We start from the raw sequence: 16,677 nt of genomic DNA on the forward strand, positions 1-16,677 counted from the left end.
CTGATATTAATTTATTGGGTGATATATTAATTATTATATGAAACATAATAAAATTACCTTAATTTAGTACAAGAAATAATAACGTATGATACCACAAATCGAAAAATTGTTAAACGAGCAAGTAAAATATGAAGCAAAAGCATCGGCACAATACTTGTCTATGGCAAGTTGGGCAGATACTCGAGGTTATAATGGAGTGGCCGATTTCTTTTATAAACAGTCTGAAGAAGAGCGCGTGCATATGACCAAACTTGTAAAATTTATTAATGAGCGTAGTGGCAATGCTTCTATTCCAGCGGTTGAAAAACCAAGAGATGATTTTAAATCTCTTATGGAACTTTTTGAAACCTTCCTTGAAAGTGAAGAATTTGTAACAGCCAAAATAAATAATGTGATTTATGAATGCCTGCAATTTAAAGATTATAATGTACATAATTTTATGCAATGGTATGTGGCCGAACAACTTGAAGAAGAAGCCGTAGCACGCACTTTATTGGATAAATTGAAAATTATTGGAGATGATAAATCAGGTCATTATTTATTCGATAGGGATATCAATACCTTTCAAGTAACTGAAGAAGGTAACTAGCTGTTAATAAGTTTATAAAGAAAAAATAGAGATTCCTTTTTTGGGAGTCTTTTTTTTATATTTTTGCACTTTATTTAGATTCAATAAAAATTAAAACATAGTGCAAAGTTCAGATATCCCATCATTATATTCTCCATGTATGACTGTGAATTGTGAGGTAACTTGTGGAGTAAAAAAGAAAAAATGCTGTAAGAAATACAAAAAGAAAGGGAAAACCAATTGCAAAAGATGTCCTAAACTATAGTAGACTTAAAAACATAGTAATGGATTATTTAATCCAATAATAAAAAAGGAAATACAATATTGTATTTCCTTTTTTGTTTTTCTAATAATTTTATCAATTAAATGGGGTTTTTAAAAAGAAAGCTGTATAATAATTAGTGGTTTAATTCATTGATCGAAATGAATATGACTTTAATCAAACTGATAGCCGTCATTTATTTGAATTTAGTTTGTATATTAAATTCAGCAGTATAGTGCAGCTAATCTTTTTTATAAACGTAATAAAAATTAGATTTACATTACGATGAAAAAAACGATAATCATTGTATTCTTTCTATTGTTAGGAATTAATACGATACATGCCCAAGAATGGTTAACAAACTTTGAAGAAGTACAACAAATAGCTACAAAAGAGGATAAATATATCATTTTGGTATTTGCTGGATCAGATTGGTGTGCACCCTGTATTAAACTGGAAAAGCAAGTGCTAAATACACAAGAATTTAAGAGCCTTGCAAAAGAAAAGTACCTATTGATAAAGGCAGATTTTCCTAGGAAAAAGAGGAATCGGTTAACACAAGAACTACAGGGTCAAAATAAAAAATTGGCCGAGAAGTATAATAAAAGTGGAGGCTTTCCTATGGTGGTAGTCTTGGATTCTAAAGGTAAAAAGCTTGGAGAATTAGGGTACAAAAAATCTACACCAAAGGAATATTTTAATTCTCTGAATAAAATGATAAAAATCTAATCATATGTATAAACTGATAATAATTTGTATACTAATATTCACTGTTACATCTTGTGTAGTGGTCAAAGAATATGAAAAAGTACAACTCAATGATCCCGATATGGAGCTGGCTCTGAAAAAATGTGATCGGTTCGAAACAAATTTTCAAGCATATAGAGAATCGGCATCTGGAGCAAATGGAGGGAAAACAGGTGGAGGTTGTGGGTGCAATTAATACTAATATTTAAAAAAAATCTGGTTGAAAAAACTTGTTCTTATATTTCTTTTAATATCGATAGTAGTAACGGCTCAGGAGACGAGTCAGGAAACTTCTCCCATATACAAAAAAAGAGTTCTGGAATCTACCGAAGTGGATTTTTTAACCAGTTATTATAGTCAGGATGGTGATAATGCAGCCGTAACTGGAGGATTAGGTACAGAAGAGCTTACAGATTTTACCCCAACAATAGTAGTTTCGGTTCCATTAAATGATGACGATGTACTTATCATTGACGCTGGAATATCGGCGTATACCTCTGCTTCTTCCAGTAATGTTGATCCTTTTGATACAGATGGATCGGCAAGTCCTTTTGTGGCTTCTTCAGGAGCATCAAGACAAGATGTATTAACAACGGTGGTGGGAACATATAGTCATAGTAGTGATAATCGCAACAATATTTGGTCGGCAAATGCGTCTTTGGCCAACGAATATGATTATTTTTCTGTTGGATTTGGAGGAAGTTATGCCAGATTATTTAATGAAAAAAATACCGAGTTCAACGTTAAGGCAAACGTGTTTCTGGATACATGGAACGCTATTTACCCTTCAGAATTAAGAGATAATCCCAGTTTCGAGGAATTTAATGATGAGTCTCGTAACTCTTATTCATTAGGGCTTGGGTTTTCTCAAATTTTGACCAAGAAAATACAAGCGTCCTTATCACTTGACCTGATACAACAAGAAGGATTGCTTTCGACTCCTTTTCAAAGAGTGCAATTTTCAGACGTAGCCGATGTTGTTGTTCGCGAGTTTACCCTTGGAGATGATGTTGAAAGATTGCCAGATTCAAGATTCAAGATTGCTGCAGGGGGAAGGTTACATTATTATATCAATGAGTTTTTTGTAGTGCGAACTTTTTATAGATATTACACCGATGATTGGGGAATCGATTCGCACACAGCTAGTATCGAGTTGCCTATCAAAATTACCGACAAAATTACCTTGTATCCAAGTTATCGTTTCTACTTGCAAACCGAAGCTGATTATTTTGCTCCTTTTAATCAACATTTATCGACGCAGGATTTTTATACTTCAGATTATGATTTGTCGGATTTTACCGCAAATCAATATGGTTTCGGGATCGGGTACACAGATATTTTTGCTAAAAATCATGTGTGGAAGTTTGGTTTAAAGAGTGTTGACCTACGTTTTAGACACTATGAGCGTAATTCGGGATTAAAGGCAAATATTTTTTCAGGTGGATTTAATTTTATAATGGATTAATCGTTTAGGGATTCATTGCGCAAGTTTTGGGTTTTATAATGTGGTTTTGCAACATATTTTTATGTCGTTTTAAAAGATTTTGAATATGGTAGAACAAAATAGAATTGATTACAGACGCATTGCAGAAGCAATCTCATATATCAAACAGAACTTTAAAGCCCAACCTAATTTGGATGAAGTGGCAGAGAAAGTACATATTAGCCCTTTTCATTTTCAACGACTTTTTACCAATTGGGTCGGGGTTAGTCCAAAGAAGTTCTTGCAATATATAAGTGTAGAATATGCAAAACAGATTTTGAAAGATCAACAGACTACGTTATTTGATGCTGCTTATCAAACAGGATTATCTGGTACCGGAAGACTTCATGACCTTTTTGTCAATATTGAAGGAATGACTCCAGGAGAATATAAAAATGGGGGTCAAAACCTAACGGTTAATTACAGCTTTGCCGAAAGTCCATTTGGAAATATTTTGGTTGCATCTACATCAAAAGGAATTTGCCATATGACCTTTTCTGATCAAGAAGAATTTGAATTTGAGAAACTACAAAAACGGTTCCCCAAGGCAAAATTTAACCAAGTGGTAGATCAAATTCAGCAAAATGCACTTTTCATTTTTACAAAGGATTGGAAAGAGCTCGATCAAATAAAACTACACTTGCGAGGCACAGATTTTCAATTAAAAGTTTGGAATACATTGCTCAAAATTCCCAAGGGAGGCTTAACTACCTATGGTTCTATAGCACGTTACATTCAAAAACCAAAAGCTTCGAGAGCTGTGGGAACCGCGATAGGTAATAATCCGGTAGCATTTTTAATTCCTTGTCATCGGGTAATTCAGTCTACGGGAGAGTTTGGCCAATATCACTGGGGGAATACCAGGAAAACAGCCATAATAGGTTGGGAAGCGGCAAAAATTGATCAAAATTAAGCAAGATCCGGGTGGTGTATGTTTGTTGTAAAATTCATCTTTGTTGTACAAACTTTAATACAAAAAAAGATGATTCAATTTAAGATTGTTCCCTTAAGTAAGGAGTATGCTTCAAAAATAAGAGCTACAATGGTTGATGAATTTGGAAATGAAGTTGTATCACAGACAGCTACCGGATTTGGACCTTGTAGAGTTTCTCTAAAACCTTTTCAACCCAGGGTAGATACAAGACTTTTATTAAGCCATAAGCCCTTTTGCATAGATAATGCTTTTGCACAGTCCGGCCCTATATTTATAAACAAAAAAGAAGTTGAACCTTATGCAGACATCAATAGGTTTCCACCAGAGATCAAAGTGGATAAACAAAACTTTCCACTTACTCTAATTGGGTATGATCAAAGACAAAATATGATATTTACCAGACTAGTTGGCGAAGATGATGTAGATGTTTTAATATCCGAGATATTTCAAAAAAATGAGGAGATAGCATATTTGCATGCTCGAAATGCAGAGGCAGGATGCTTCATTTGTAAAATTGAAAGGGTAAAGGCTTAATTCTAACCTTTTGAGTTAAGCTTAAACTGGGAACATTGTCGCTCCCAGTTATCATTTAAACCTATAAATAGGCTTTGGGGTAACTTTTGATATAAAACGCTTCAAAAAATAATTACCCTACCGTCTAGTGTTTCATTTTATGTGAAATTAAAATAGAGTATTATGTTTTTTTTATGAATGTGATCTAAAATGTTTTTCTACTTTAGATTGACAACCTTATCCATAATTATTTGAATAGCAATATTCATCAGGATACCAATGTTAAACATAAAAATTATTCACATGAAAAAACTACTTGTTCTACTTGTATTGTGTATAGCCACAACATTAATGAATGCACAAGAATCAGACTATGCTCTAGTGGAAAAAACATTAAACTATTATTTGGAAGGTGGAACCAATAATGATTTTGAAACTTTGAAAAAAGCATTTCATGAAACTGCAACCATGCGATATATAACCGATGAGTATAAAGAAGTTAATGCACTCGAATTTTTTAAAAAAGGAATGAAACCAGGCCCAAAGAAAAATCGGAAGACGAAAATTGACTACATAAATATTACTGGGCATGCTGCAAATGCAAAATTAGAAATAGAATATCCCACCTTTACGTTTATTGATTACATGAATCTTCTCAAAATTGATGGTGAATGGAAAGTTGTAAGCAAGATTTTCTACAGAAAAAAGCATAAAGTACCACCTACAAAATAAAAAATAGATTATATAAGGTAGATCCAAAAAAATCTCCATCGATTCTGATAGTATATCAATGAACAAAGTAATACCATTTCCTTCTAAGAATGAATATCCAGAATATGCAGAAATGTATATGAAGTTTTTGAAAAAAGACGGAAGCCTTTTGAAACAGATGGAAGAAAGCCTTATCAAAGGTAAGAGGTTTATGACCTCCATTCCTTCGGTTAAGTTGGATTATCGATATATGCCGAATAAGTGGTCGGTAAAAGAAGTTTTAATTCATATCATAGATGACGAAAGAATATATGCATACCGCGCTATGGCATTTGCTCGAAATGATAAAACCGAGTTACCGGGATTTGAAGAAACAGAGTATGTAAAATATGCGAACGCAAATACAAGATCGATACAAAGTATTGTTACAGAATATGAGGCTGTAAGAAGAGCTACAATAGCGCTTTTTGAAAGTTTTTCAGAAGAGGCACTACAACGAATCGGAATGGCAAATAGAAACAAAACAAGTGTACGCGCTTTGGGATATCATATTGTGGGACATGAACTTCATCATTTTTATGTTATAAGAGAAAAATACTTAAATAATATGTAATCATTTAAATAATTGCATATAACTTTTCTAGAGCTCGAGTAGGGGATATTTGTTTTATATTTATATTTCATTGTCCAAATGCTTGGACATTGTACGTCATGATACTTTAAAATATAATATTATGGAGTATTCAATTAAACATCTTTTTCACATCAACACATCATTATCCAAGGTTTACGAAGCCATATCTACAATAGAAGGACTTTCTAATTGGTGGACTATTCAAACTAAAGGCAATACTGCTCTAAATGAGACTATTCAATTTGATTTTGGAGGAACAAAAGGCCCTACTATGAAAGTAATAAAATTAGAACCGGCTAAAGAAATTGTATGGCAGTGTATTGCAAGTCCCCATGGATGGAAGGACCACATTTACACCTTTTCCTTGGATAAAAATGAGGGTAAAACAAGGGTGCAATTTTCTCATTCAGGTTGGAAAGAATCCAACGATTTCTATGCGCATTGTAATTTTACTTGGGGACGTTACCTGGAAAGCCTTCGTCAATATTGTGAGACGGGTAGAGGAGCAGCTTCTGGAAGCGAGTGATATAGGTGATTTTGGATTTAATGTCCAAATCTCAACGTTAGGTACGTCATAGAGATGTAAACTTAATTATTAAAAAACAAACGTATGAAAGAATTTATGTTTCTTTTCAAAGGAGGAGATGATGCATGGGATGCAAAATCGCCTAAAGAACAAGAAGAGCACATGCAACTTTGGCAACAATGGATTGGCGAGCTTGCCGAACAAGAAAAATTTATTGGTGGCGAAAGATTGTATACTCACGGAAATACAATTCATCCGGGAGAAATGAAAGTTACCGATCGACCTTTGGCAGAAGGAAAAGAACTTGTAGGAGGTTATTTGGTTGTAAAAGCCGATTCAATTAATGAAGCTACTGAAATGGCAAAAGGATGCCCGGGTTTGCAATGGGAGACATCAGTAGAGGTAAGAGAAGTTTGGCCAGAGAGTTAAGAGAATAGTGCGCCATTAATTAAAAAATAAAAAAATGAAAGAATTTTTATTGATTATTAGAGGAGGTCACGATGAATCTGAAGATCGATCTCCTGAAGAAATGCAGAAACATATGCAACATTGGCAACAATGGATGGGTGGACTAGCAGAAAATGGTAGACTTGTAGGGGGACAACCTCTTATGAATGAAGGAAAAACCCTTACCGAACGAGGATCAAAAGTAACAGATCGCCCATTTGCAGAGGGGAAAGAACTTGTTGGAGGATATCTCCTTATAAAAGCAGATTCATTAGATCATGCTACCGATATATCCAAAGATTGCCCAGGTTTTGAATACAATTGTAGTGTTGAGGTACGAGAAATAAGCCCTATGTAATTCTTTGGAAAATAAAAAAAACATTGATAGTACCTTAAACCATCTTTTCAGACAAGAGTCGGGAAAGATGGTTGCCGTTTTGATTAAGATCTTCGGAACAGAAAATATCGAAATGGCCGAAGATGTAGTTCAAGATGCATTGGTAAGTGCCCTGGAAACGTGGAAGTTTAGGGGGATTCCTGATAATCCTAGGGCTTGGCTATATCGAACCGCCAGAAATAAGGCAATAGATATCATAAGAAGAAAAAAACATAGTAAAATCATAGATTTTTCGGATCCCAAAAAGCAATTGTTAACTTCTGGGTATACCATTAAATCTACGATGAACGATTTCTGGGAAGAAGATCAGATACAAGATGATTTTTTGGCTATGATGTATGCTTGTTGCCACCCAGATATTTCTCAAGAAAACCAAATTACATTTATTCTTAAAATACTTTGTGGTTTTAGTACAAAAGAAGTAGCAAGGTCTTTTCTAACTTCGGAGGACACGATTTCAAAACGTCTGTATCGTACCAAAGAATATTTCAGAAAAAATAAAATTAGACCTGCCATTCCGGCCAAATCAGTAATTGTTTTTAGAACAAGCACAGTTTTAAGTGCTATTTATCTTATGTTTAATGAAGGGTATAACTCTACACATGCAGATCAGCTTATTCGTAAAGATCTTATTGGGCAGGCTATGCTACTTTGTAGATCATTATTGTCTGCAGAACGTACAAAATTCCCCCAGGTATATGCCTTGATGGCGTTAATGTGTTTTCATGCTGCACGTTTGGATAGTAGGGTAGGTACAAATGGATCACTTATTCTTTTATCTCAACAGGACAGAACCAAATGGGATCAAAATTTTATACAGTCGGGAGAAGATTATCTTAACAGAGCTTCCTTTGGCGATACACTTACAACGTATCATTTGGAAGCTGCTATAGCTTATGAACATTGCCGGGCCAAGTATTATGAAGATACAAATTGGAAATCTATTTTAAGATATTACGATCTCTTGTTGGAAATTGCCAACGACCCTATTGTTTCATTAAATAGGTGTCTTGTTATCCTTGAACTTTGCGGCCCAGAAGAAGCTCTTGCCGTTTTAAAAGAAATAAAAAACAACAAGCTTCTAGAGAGTTATTATCTGCTTCATGCGACTTTGGGAGAAGTATATAACCGCCTTCACAACAAAAAACTGTCTAAACTTCATTATCAAAAGGCCTTAGAACTCACTCAATCCAAATTAGAACAAAGGTTCTTGAAAGAAAAAATAGATTCTTTTAGTTAGGCATTTAATATTATAAAATTCTTGGTTTTATAGTGAATAGGGGAAAATACCCCTTTTATAATGGGGTAAAAACCATGTTAAGATTTCATGAATATTATCTAGGTTTGTAACTTCTATTTTTTGCATTGATTACTCAATACAATTTTAAAATTAAGTATGCTTTTATCGGTGTGTTAAGATAGAGGATATAAAAGAAGTAAGAATAAATCCCCATTCCCCCAAATGAGAACTCTAATTTTATCCATTATTAATGGATTCTTCACAAAAGAAGATAATGATCCAGAAAGAATAAAAGCGAACAGCATTTTTTTAAAATTTACGGATCCTAATACAAAAAGAACTTTAATCATTGAAGAAGACAAGTTTAATGTCTGGGTATATTCATTATCTGCAGATAAAAGTGAAATAGATTTTGAAGGCTTTTTGTGTACTGTAGTGAGTCCTGTAAAATCTAATAAAGTAAATGGAAATATTAGCAAAAAAGAAGAGCCTTTACCCTTGATGTACACCAACAAATATAGCTGGATAAAGAATCTAAAAAAAGAGCATATTCAAGTTGACTGGAAGAATAATATTATTGAAGTATTAATTAGAGGTCAAGTGTATCTTATCATGGATACCAATAGAAAAACAAGTTATAGCAAAGCACTTTCTACAGATTGTTCCTATGGAAAAAAGTTGACGAAGGATTTAAAATTTTAATTTTTTTTTTGGTAATTATAAAAGCAAAACAGTTGCCAACCTTTGGGCCAGCAACTGTTTTGTTTCTTCATTTTTACTAATTATCTATGAATAGCATAACTACTTGAAGCAGGAAGCTCTTTAATAAAATTAATAAATGGTTGAAGATTAATCCCGAATTTAAAGTATAAAGTTTTCATAAGCTTTGATTTTAAAAATTTTGTTCCTTGTAATAATACTTTCAATTGTTGTGCCAAACTCTAAAACCCTTGTTAATACTAGGGTTGTAGCATGCTTTTAATCTGAGCTAATAATATGTTTTTTCTTTTTTTACTGAATAATTCTATAAAAAGTTTTAATATTGACGCTGTTATAATTGCATTTTTATAACAAGACGTAAACTATTTTAAAACGGGGGGAGTGAAAAACGAACTCCGTTTTTTATTTTATAAGAGGATATTTTAGTTGTTGCAAGAGTTTTTATTTAATGATATAAATCAACCTTCCATCCATGTGGTCCGCTCTTCGTCCATAAGCAATTAATGATGCTCCAATTGTCCAACGATTAGCAAGGCGATACCAAAACGAATATCGTTGATACATCCAATTTGATTGTATATTTTCTGGTCGTGTAGTATATATACCGAATTGTTGTAAAAAGTAAAAATCACCAACCAAAAAGTGATGCCCCAATGTAATAGCAGACGAAAAAGAGGAATCATCCAATTCTCTTTGTTGCACTTGTTTACGGTCGGACCAATCATACCATAATTCTGCTCCAAAATTGAAGCCATTAATTCCAGAAAGGGGTTTTAAAGCACCTGCCATTACTCCAATCAATGGATGATTAGTAGATTCTGCTTCGCGATCGGCAGATCTTAGACTGGCAAAAGCGCCAAAATAGTAACTCCATTTACGGCTATAGTTTTTTAATTCTTCTGGTTTTGGACGTAATGGAGTGTAATCTATAATCCGATCAATACCAATAGAAAGAGTAGGGAAATTCATGCCTTTGTTTGGTTGTTTTTGACCTCCATTTGATATATGATTGTAGTTTGCAGATAGATTTAAGGCATATTTATCATTAAAATGATAATTGAGATTTAGCGATAATGCCAAATAAAAGCTTAAATGTGTACTAAAAAGAACATTTTCTGGGTTGGATTCTTCATCAAAAATAGTATCAAGATATGTAGCTCCTATAGAGCCTCTTAAAGAGAGTTTTAAGGGGCCTTTATAGGTAAAATAGGGCTCTACAAAATAATTTAGATTGTAAGAATTTCCCAGTACATCCGGATTGGCATAATTGAAATAAGCAAAAGAAAATCCTGTTCTTCCATAGCAAAAACAAGTTTTCCATGCCTTGTCACTAGTTTTTAGACTACTCATTTCTACTTGAAATCCATACGGATTTGTTTGTGAAATAGGTTTCAGATCGGGAGTATGAGCTATTATGAAACCATAATGCGATTTTATACCATAATATTTTAACTTCGTTTGTGCGCACAGAGTACCACACAGATTTAGGACTACAAAAAAACCAACGACCCTATGCATAGATGTTATGGCATTATATTATATTCTAAGATATTGAAAATTGCCCCAGAGATAAAATTTATTAAGGGAAATATAACACAAATTAGGCTCTAATGAGGTAAGAGAATTTGTTAAACAACGAAAAGTTACTTATCCATTTTTAAGTTTAGTGACTTTGTTGAGTACTAAATTTCTTTATTTTCAGATTTATTTCGAGGTAGTGCTTCTTCTGGAAATGGAAATAAAATTGTTGAATTCTTTTCGGCTGCAATATTAGATAAAGTTTGATACAATCTTAATTTTATGGCTGAAGGGGATTGGTCTATAAGTTTACCGGCTTCCAATAATTTTCCAGCCGCTTGTTCTTCTGCCTGGGCCAATATAATTCGTGCTCTTCGAGATCGTTCGGCTTCAGCTTGATTTGCCATCATTCTTTTCATGTTTTCGGGTAGTTGAATATCCTTGATCTTTACATCAATAATTTCGATTCCCCATTCTTTGGTTTCAAGTTCTACAATCCCCTTAATATTTTTACCCATTTCTTCCCGTTTGGATAAAATGATATCGAGTTCAACTTTACCACAAACATCTCGCAACGCAGCCTGAGATAATTGAGAAATTGCAAATTTATATTCTTCTACTTCCAAAACGGCTTTTTCAGGATCGTTGATCTTAAAAAAGACCACACCGTCTATACTACAAGGTACATTATCCTCGGTCATAACCTCTTGAGAAAGTATGTTAATCGTTATGACACGAATATCTACAATCTGAATGGTTTCTACGATAGGGATAATCCACCTGAATCCCGGTTGCAGGATTTTAATATATTTTCCAAACCTGAATTTTATTGCCCTTTTATATTCGAAAACAATTCGTACTCCTGATAATAGAAATACTGTTATAAAAACGGCAAGAATTATTTGAGGGTTCATAAAATGATGTTTTGCTCAATCAAACTATTTGAATTAAAAACCACTTGTTAGACTATAGAGATAGTACTATGGGTTTTTGCAAAAGGATAACATCAAAAATGGAAGGAAGGGCAAACTCCCAGTTTGGCAAAGGCTCTTTATAAAGTTACAAAATTTGAAAAGGATATAAAAAAGCTTTTGTGTTTAAAATACTGGCAAAATTGCAAATAACCTTTCGATCATGGTAAGCTAATAGTTCAGGTTATGGTGAAGAATCAATTGTTATAAATTTTAAGTTGAGCCTTGGCAAATTAATAAACTAAATAAAGATCAAAATACCTGAAAAGACTATATTACCATTGATTTAACGCACTTCCACTGTTGCTGGATTGTGAACCAATTACACTTTTTTCCACAATTTATGTTTTTTACCCTCTCTTTTCCAGCTGGCCCATGGGTTAAATGAGAGTAATGGTATTACCCGTCTTTTCAGGTATTTTGCTATCTACGCAGCAAGTTCTCCCTTACCTGCGGTCTCTTTGTTCGTTGTTATCGAAGCCCATTTCGAACTGGGATTAAATTCTAGCGATACAAAAGTTTCATTTCTAAGGGTGTCAAGGATAGATTGCAACTCGGCTTCATGAAAATAGATATTCAAAGCACCTTGATTATCTTGTTTATTTTGTGGGAGCGATTGGTTATTTTTGATAATGCCCAGGTGTCCCAGATATTTTTGGTTTGCCCCATACAGATATACAAATCCTATTTGATACCCACCGCCACCAGCATAATTACTTAGAATTTGGAGGCTGTAGCTTTCTATTTTTTGTGATACAATCATGGTTTATTAATTTAGAGGTATGTTAGTTTTGATTTATGTTTCTTCAAATGTACTATAACCTATACTGGTATGGTAGAGGGAAATCCCGGAAATTGATTAGGGGGTATTTCCCCTAATCAAAATAGATAATTTACTAGAGGAACTGGATGCTCACTTTAGGCAAAAAGAATACAGATCAGAAAAATGGTCGGTATATGAACACTTGACACACCTGGGACGCTATCAAGAAATATATGGTGAACGAATACATAGTATTTTGGGCAATAATATTCCGATTTTTGATCGCTGCGTTTCAGAAAAGGATGGACTTTTTTGGTTATGAATGGATGTATCTGCAGAAGCAATTGTTACAAAAGCCAAAAATGAGAGTGCATCATTAAGTGAAATAGCAAATGAGTTTAATTCTGAATAAATATGAAAGTCGGGAATATACCTAAAATTGGGGCTTTTAAACATTAGCAAATGGACAGAGTTTTTATAGTTACATGAAACTCATCATTTCTATACTATATTCTGGCTAGTTAAAGAGTCCAGAGTTTAGCTTTTCTGATTAAAAAACTTTAGTAAAATAAAAACCAAAACCATTCTCATTAAATTGAGGAGCTAATGCAATGCCATCCTTTTTTTTGAAAGGATTCCAGGCAATTAAATAATCAAAATGATACACCAAACGAGTGGCTAGTATTCCTATCCCTGCGCCAACTAAAACATCAGATAAGTAATGGGCATTGTTCATCATTCGTAACCCACCGGTTGCAATTGCAAAAGCATATCCGCTATATGCCAGTAATGGGTTGGTTTCTATAAACTCTTCATACAAAACTGTTGCAGTAGTAAATGCTGTGGTTGTATGACCAGAAGGGAAAGAGTTTGCATGAGTAGAACCATACTCCAAACCTCCCGGTCGCTCCTTGTAAATTTCTTTTTTTAATATTGTTGAAGCTCCATTACTGATGATCGAGGAAACAATTAAGTTTCTGGTTTGATCAAACCAATGGTTTTTTGATTTAGCTCCCAAAATATCTGCAGCATATAACTGAACGATTGGCGCATATCTAGTGTAATCATCATAATTTGCACTAAAATCATTTCCTACTGCGCCTCTAATATCTTTTTGAAGGGACTTCTCAAAATCACTTGTAGATAATAAAAAACCGGTAGCTATTAATGCTACTGGAACTATTCTTTTGGAGAATAGACCTTTTTTGTTTGGAATGTCTTTTCTTTCTGTTTTGGTAAATTTATAATCATGGGTTGAAACATCTGTAAATTGGGCATTGCAAATATTCTTACATAGGAATACAAGGGCGAAGCATAAGATAAATCTCATAAGTAACTCATTTTGGGGTTATTAGTAGTTGGGGCTACTGTTGCTAACAAGATAGAATAATTAGTTTAAAAATATGTTAAAATTAATTTTTTTGTTAATAAATAATTAACCTTTTTTAATAAAAAATAAAATAAAAGTGTTTTTTATCGATAAAAAACGCATTTTGTCGTTATTTATTATAGTGTTTGCAAATCTCTTTTGAATTTCGAAAAGAGCGTCCTTTTTTAATGATTTACATAAAAAGTGATATAGATAAAATAAGTTGTCTAGCATCCTTTTTTCTTTAAAAAAGACGTATATTTGCACGCAATTAAATTTTAATTGCAATGAGAGCACATGATTCCAAAATTGTTGGAGAAGGTTTAACCTACGACGACGTTCTGTTAGTCCCAGCATTTTCTGAAGTACTTCCAAGAGAGGTCAGCATTCAAACAAAATTCACTAGAAACATTACGCTTAATGTCCCAATCGTTTCTGCCGCAATGGATACGGTTACTGAAAGCCGCATGGCTATTGCAATGGCTCAAGAAGGAGGTATTGGAGTATTGCATAAGAATATGACTATCGAAGAACAAGCAATTAAAGTTAGGAAGGTAAAACGTGCAGAGAGCGGTATGATTATAGATCCTGTAACGTTACCAAGAGATGCAAAAGTAATTGATGCAAAGAATAATATGCGTGAGCATAGCATTGGTGGAATCCCTATAGTCGATGACAATCATAAATTAATTGGAATTGTAACCAATAGGGACCTACGTTTTGAGAAAAATGATGATAGACCAATCTCTGAAGTAATGACTTCAGAAAACCTTGTTACTGTAGGTGAAGGCACATCATTGCAGGAAGCTGAGGTGATTTTGCAAAATAACAAAATCGAAAAGCTACCTGTTGTAGATAAAGAAAATACATTGGTAGGGCTAATTACGTTTAGAGATATTACCAAGTTGACCTTAAAGCCAATGGCAAATAAAGATAAATTAGGGCGTTTGCGAGTGGCAGCAGCCATAGGTGTTACAGGCGATGCAGTCGATCGAGCTGAAGCCCTTGTGAAGTCGGGAGTTGATGCTGTAGTAATTGATACAGCGCACGGACATACAAAAGGAGTAGTTGCAGTATTAAAGGAAGTAAAGGAGAAATTTCCCGATTTAGATGTAATTGTGGGTAACATTGCAACAGCCGAGGCAGCAAAATATTTAGTGGATGCAGGAGCAGATGCCGTAAAAGTTGGTATTGGTCCCGGTTCTATATGTACTACCAGAGTAGTTGCAGGAGTTGGTTTTCCTCAGTTTTCGGCGGTATTAGAAGTTGCCGATGCTATAAAAGGATCTGGTGTTCCTGTAATTGCAGATGGTGGGATACGATATACGGGCGATATTCCTAAAGCGATTGCTGCCGGAGCCGATACGGTTATGTTGGGGTCATTATTGGCCGGAACAAAAGAATCTCCTGGAGAAACTGTAATTTACGAAGGAAGAAAATACAAAACGTATAGAGGTATGGGATCTGTTGAAGCCATGAAAAAGGGATCGAAAGATCGATATTTCCAGGATGTTGAAGATGATATTAAAAAATTAGTGCCCGAAGGTATCGTGGGAAGAGTTGCTTACAAAGGTGATCTTATAGAAAGTATTCACCAGTTTGTAGGTGGTCTTCGCGCGGGTATGGGATATTGTGGAGCAAAAGATATCCCAACATTAAAAGAAACGGGTCGTTTTGTGAAAATTACAGCAAGTGGTATTCATGAAAGTCATCCTCATGACGTTACTATTACCAAAGAAGCACCAAATTATAGTAGAAGATAATTCTAGATAACATGAAATCATTAAAAAAGGCAAGAATAATTTTAGTGTTAATCCTGCCTTTTGTTTCTTGTAATAACAATAAATCATTTCCACTTACCAAAGAAAATACTTCCGGTATTTGGATTGCTTCTCATCTTTATTTGGATAAAGATTTTTATAAACCCATCTCACAAATCTTAGAGTTTAAAGAGGATTCTATCTATTATAGGACTTTAGATGGAGAAATGATTGGTAAACAACATATAGAATTTCTAAAAGATTCTGTCATTGTAGATTCTAATGCTTTTTCTTATCAAAAATTTAATATAATTAACAATCATGAATTGTCTATCGGTAGTATAAGAGGATGGCGTTTTTCAAATAGAGCTTCTCTTGATGTTATAAAATTCGATTCTATTTTATCATCTACCTATTGGCAAATAGAAGACAATCCCGAAATTTATCAATTTGATAATACTAAAAAGGAAATGAGGGTGATTAATGGTGATAAAACATATAACAAGTATTGTTATTCTTTTCACAGTATTGAAGGCGATTTGTTTTTGCAGAAAAAAGGAAATCAACTATCCTGTGACAGAGATAATCAATTTGTCGAGCAAGTAGTTTCCTATGCGGAAGACAAAATAGTTACCTATGGATTTCATAAAGGAGAATTTAAAGAAATTAACTATATCCCCGTTAAATTTGATGCCAATACATTAACGCATGTTCCGTTTCAATTATGTAATATGTATTTAAATAAAAACTTTCCTCCAGATCGCTATTATTATAAAGGAACAGAATATAACGGAGGATTGTATAATGTTAGAAAAATCTTTAAAGAGAACTACCAAATACCATTAGAAAATAAAGAATCCGGGATATTTCAGGTTAGATTCGTTGTTAATTGTGAAGGAAAAGCCGGTATGTATGAATCTCAGGCTTTCGATTATGATTATAAACCAAAAAAAATCTCTCCAGAGATATCCACTCAAATTCTAAAAATTACAAAAAGCTTACAGGATTGGATTCCGGGTAAAAGAAAAAGAACCAACCAAGTGATAGATACCTATATTTACATAAGTTTTAGAATAAAAGATGGAAAGATTATTCGTATATATCCTTAGTTTTT

The 16,677-nt window shown here is 33.7% G+C and carries 19 protein-coding genes; 15 read left to right on the top strand and 4 right to left on the bottom strand.

Annotated elements, in window-relative coordinates; genetic code table 11:
• Positions 1-85 precede the first annotated feature (85 nt).
• The 13 genes from U6A24_RS15960 to U6A24_RS16020 all read left to right on the top strand — a co-directional run bounded on the left by U6A24_RS15960 (position 86) and on the right by U6A24_RS16020 (position 9,164).
• Complete coding sequence (locus tag U6A24_RS15960; protein WP_324180990.1) at positions 86-589, top strand: ferritin; 504 nt, start codon at positions 86-88, stop codon at positions 587-589.
• 526 nt (positions 590-1,115) lie between these two features.
• Positions 1,116-1,559, top strand: a complete 444-nt coding sequence (locus U6A24_RS15965; RefSeq protein WP_324180991.1) for a thioredoxin family protein — start codon at positions 1,116-1,118, stop codon at positions 1,557-1,559.
• A gap of 4 nt (positions 1,560-1,563) precedes the next feature.
• A complete protein-coding gene (locus U6A24_RS15970; protein WP_324180992.1) occupies positions 1,564-1,773 on the top strand; it encodes a DUF4266 domain-containing protein in 210 nt (69 codons plus the stop codon).
• 24 nt (positions 1,774-1,797) lie between these two features.
• Positions 1,798-3,042, top strand: coding sequence for a DUF3570 domain-containing protein (locus tag U6A24_RS15975; RefSeq protein ID WP_324180993.1), 1,245 nt, complete (start codon positions 1,798-1,800; stop codon positions 3,040-3,042).
• Positions 3,043-3,127: 85 nt separating this feature from the next.
• Entirely contained in the window at positions 3,128-3,973 is an 846-nt protein-coding gene (locus U6A24_RS15980) for a bifunctional helix-turn-helix domain-containing protein/methylated-DNA--[protein]-cysteine S-methyltransferase (RefSeq protein WP_324180994.1), read from the top strand.
• Positions 3,974-4,042: 69 nt separating this feature from the next.
• Positions 4,043-4,528, top strand: a complete 486-nt coding sequence (locus tag U6A24_RS15985) for a DUF1203 domain-containing protein (protein ID WP_324180995.1) — start codon at positions 4,043-4,045, stop codon at positions 4,526-4,528.
• Between the two features lie 282 nt (positions 4,529-4,810).
• Complete coding sequence (locus U6A24_RS15990) at positions 4,811-5,239, top strand: nuclear transport factor 2 family protein (protein WP_324180996.1); 429 nt, start codon at positions 4,811-4,813, stop codon at positions 5,237-5,239.
• Between the two features lie 58 nt (positions 5,240-5,297).
• Complete coding sequence (locus tag U6A24_RS15995) at positions 5,298-5,831, top strand: DinB family protein (RefSeq protein ID WP_324180997.1); 534 nt, start codon at positions 5,298-5,300, stop codon at positions 5,829-5,831.
• A 121-nt stretch (positions 5,832-5,952) separates the two neighbouring features.
• A complete protein-coding gene (locus tag U6A24_RS16000) occupies positions 5,953-6,378 on the top strand; it encodes an SRPBCC family protein (protein WP_324180998.1) in 426 nt (141 codons plus the stop codon).
• Positions 6,379-6,462: 84 nt separating this feature from the next.
• Positions 6,463-6,807 carry a YciI family protein gene (locus U6A24_RS16005; protein ID WP_324180999.1) on the top strand — a complete coding sequence of 115 codons (345 nt, stop codon included), beginning with the start codon at positions 6,463-6,465 and terminating at the stop codon, positions 6,805-6,807.
• Between the two features lie 34 nt (positions 6,808-6,841).
• On the top strand, positions 6,842-7,183 hold the full coding sequence (locus tag U6A24_RS16010) for a YciI family protein (RefSeq protein ID WP_324181000.1): 342 nt from the start codon (positions 6,842-6,844) through the stop codon (positions 7,181-7,183).
• Positions 7,184-7,187: 4 nt separating this feature from the next.
• On the top strand, positions 7,188-8,462 hold the full coding sequence (locus U6A24_RS16015; protein WP_324181001.1) for an RNA polymerase sigma factor: 1,275 nt from the start codon (positions 7,188-7,190) through the stop codon (positions 8,460-8,462).
• Positions 8,463-8,684: 222 nt separating this feature from the next.
• On the top strand, positions 8,685-9,164 hold the full coding sequence (locus tag U6A24_RS16020; protein WP_324181002.1) for a hypothetical protein: 480 nt from the start codon (positions 8,685-8,687) through the stop codon (positions 9,162-9,164).
• 459 nt (positions 9,165-9,623) lie between these two features.
• On the opposite strand, the gene U6A24_RS16025 is transcribed toward U6A24_RS16020, so the two are convergent.
• The 4 genes from U6A24_RS16025 to U6A24_RS16040 form a co-directional block, all read right to left on the bottom strand.
• A complete protein-coding gene (locus U6A24_RS16025; RefSeq protein WP_324181003.1) occupies positions 9,624-10,700 on the bottom strand; it encodes an acyloxyacyl hydrolase in 1,077 nt (358 codons plus the stop codon).
• A 164-nt stretch (positions 10,701-10,864) separates the two neighbouring features.
• Entirely contained in the window at positions 10,865-11,614 is a 750-nt protein-coding gene (locus tag U6A24_RS16030) for a slipin family protein (protein WP_324181004.1), read from the bottom strand.
• Positions 11,615-12,098: 484 nt separating this feature from the next.
• Positions 12,099-12,434 carry a hypothetical protein gene (locus U6A24_RS16035; RefSeq protein WP_324181005.1) on the bottom strand — a complete coding sequence of 112 codons (336 nt, stop codon included), beginning with the start codon at positions 12,432-12,434 and terminating at the stop codon, positions 12,099-12,101.
• Positions 12,435-12,984: 550 nt separating this feature from the next.
• Positions 12,985-13,764: a phosphatase PAP2 family protein gene (locus U6A24_RS16040; protein WP_324181006.1), complete on the bottom strand. Its 780-nt coding sequence runs from the start codon at positions 13,762-13,764 to the stop codon at positions 12,985-12,987.
• Positions 13,765-14,090: 326 nt separating this feature from the next.
• Here U6A24_RS16040 and guaB point away from each other — a divergent pair, with 326 nt between their 5' ends.
• Complete coding sequence (guaB, locus tag U6A24_RS16045) at positions 14,091-15,566, top strand: IMP dehydrogenase (protein WP_324181007.1); 1,476 nt, start codon at positions 14,091-14,093, stop codon at positions 15,564-15,566.
• Positions 15,567-15,577: 11 nt separating this feature from the next.
• Positions 15,578-16,672, top strand: coding sequence for a hypothetical protein (locus U6A24_RS16050; RefSeq protein ID WP_324181008.1), 1,095 nt, complete (start codon positions 15,578-15,580; stop codon positions 16,670-16,672).
• The last annotated feature ends 5 nt before the right edge of the window (positions 16,673-16,677 follow it).

The sequence above is a fragment of the Aquimarina gracilis genome, from assembly GCF_035285365.1.
In the GTDB taxonomy this organism is placed as follows: domain Bacteria; phylum Bacteroidota; class Bacteroidia; order Flavobacteriales; family Flavobacteriaceae; genus Aquimarina; species Aquimarina gracilis.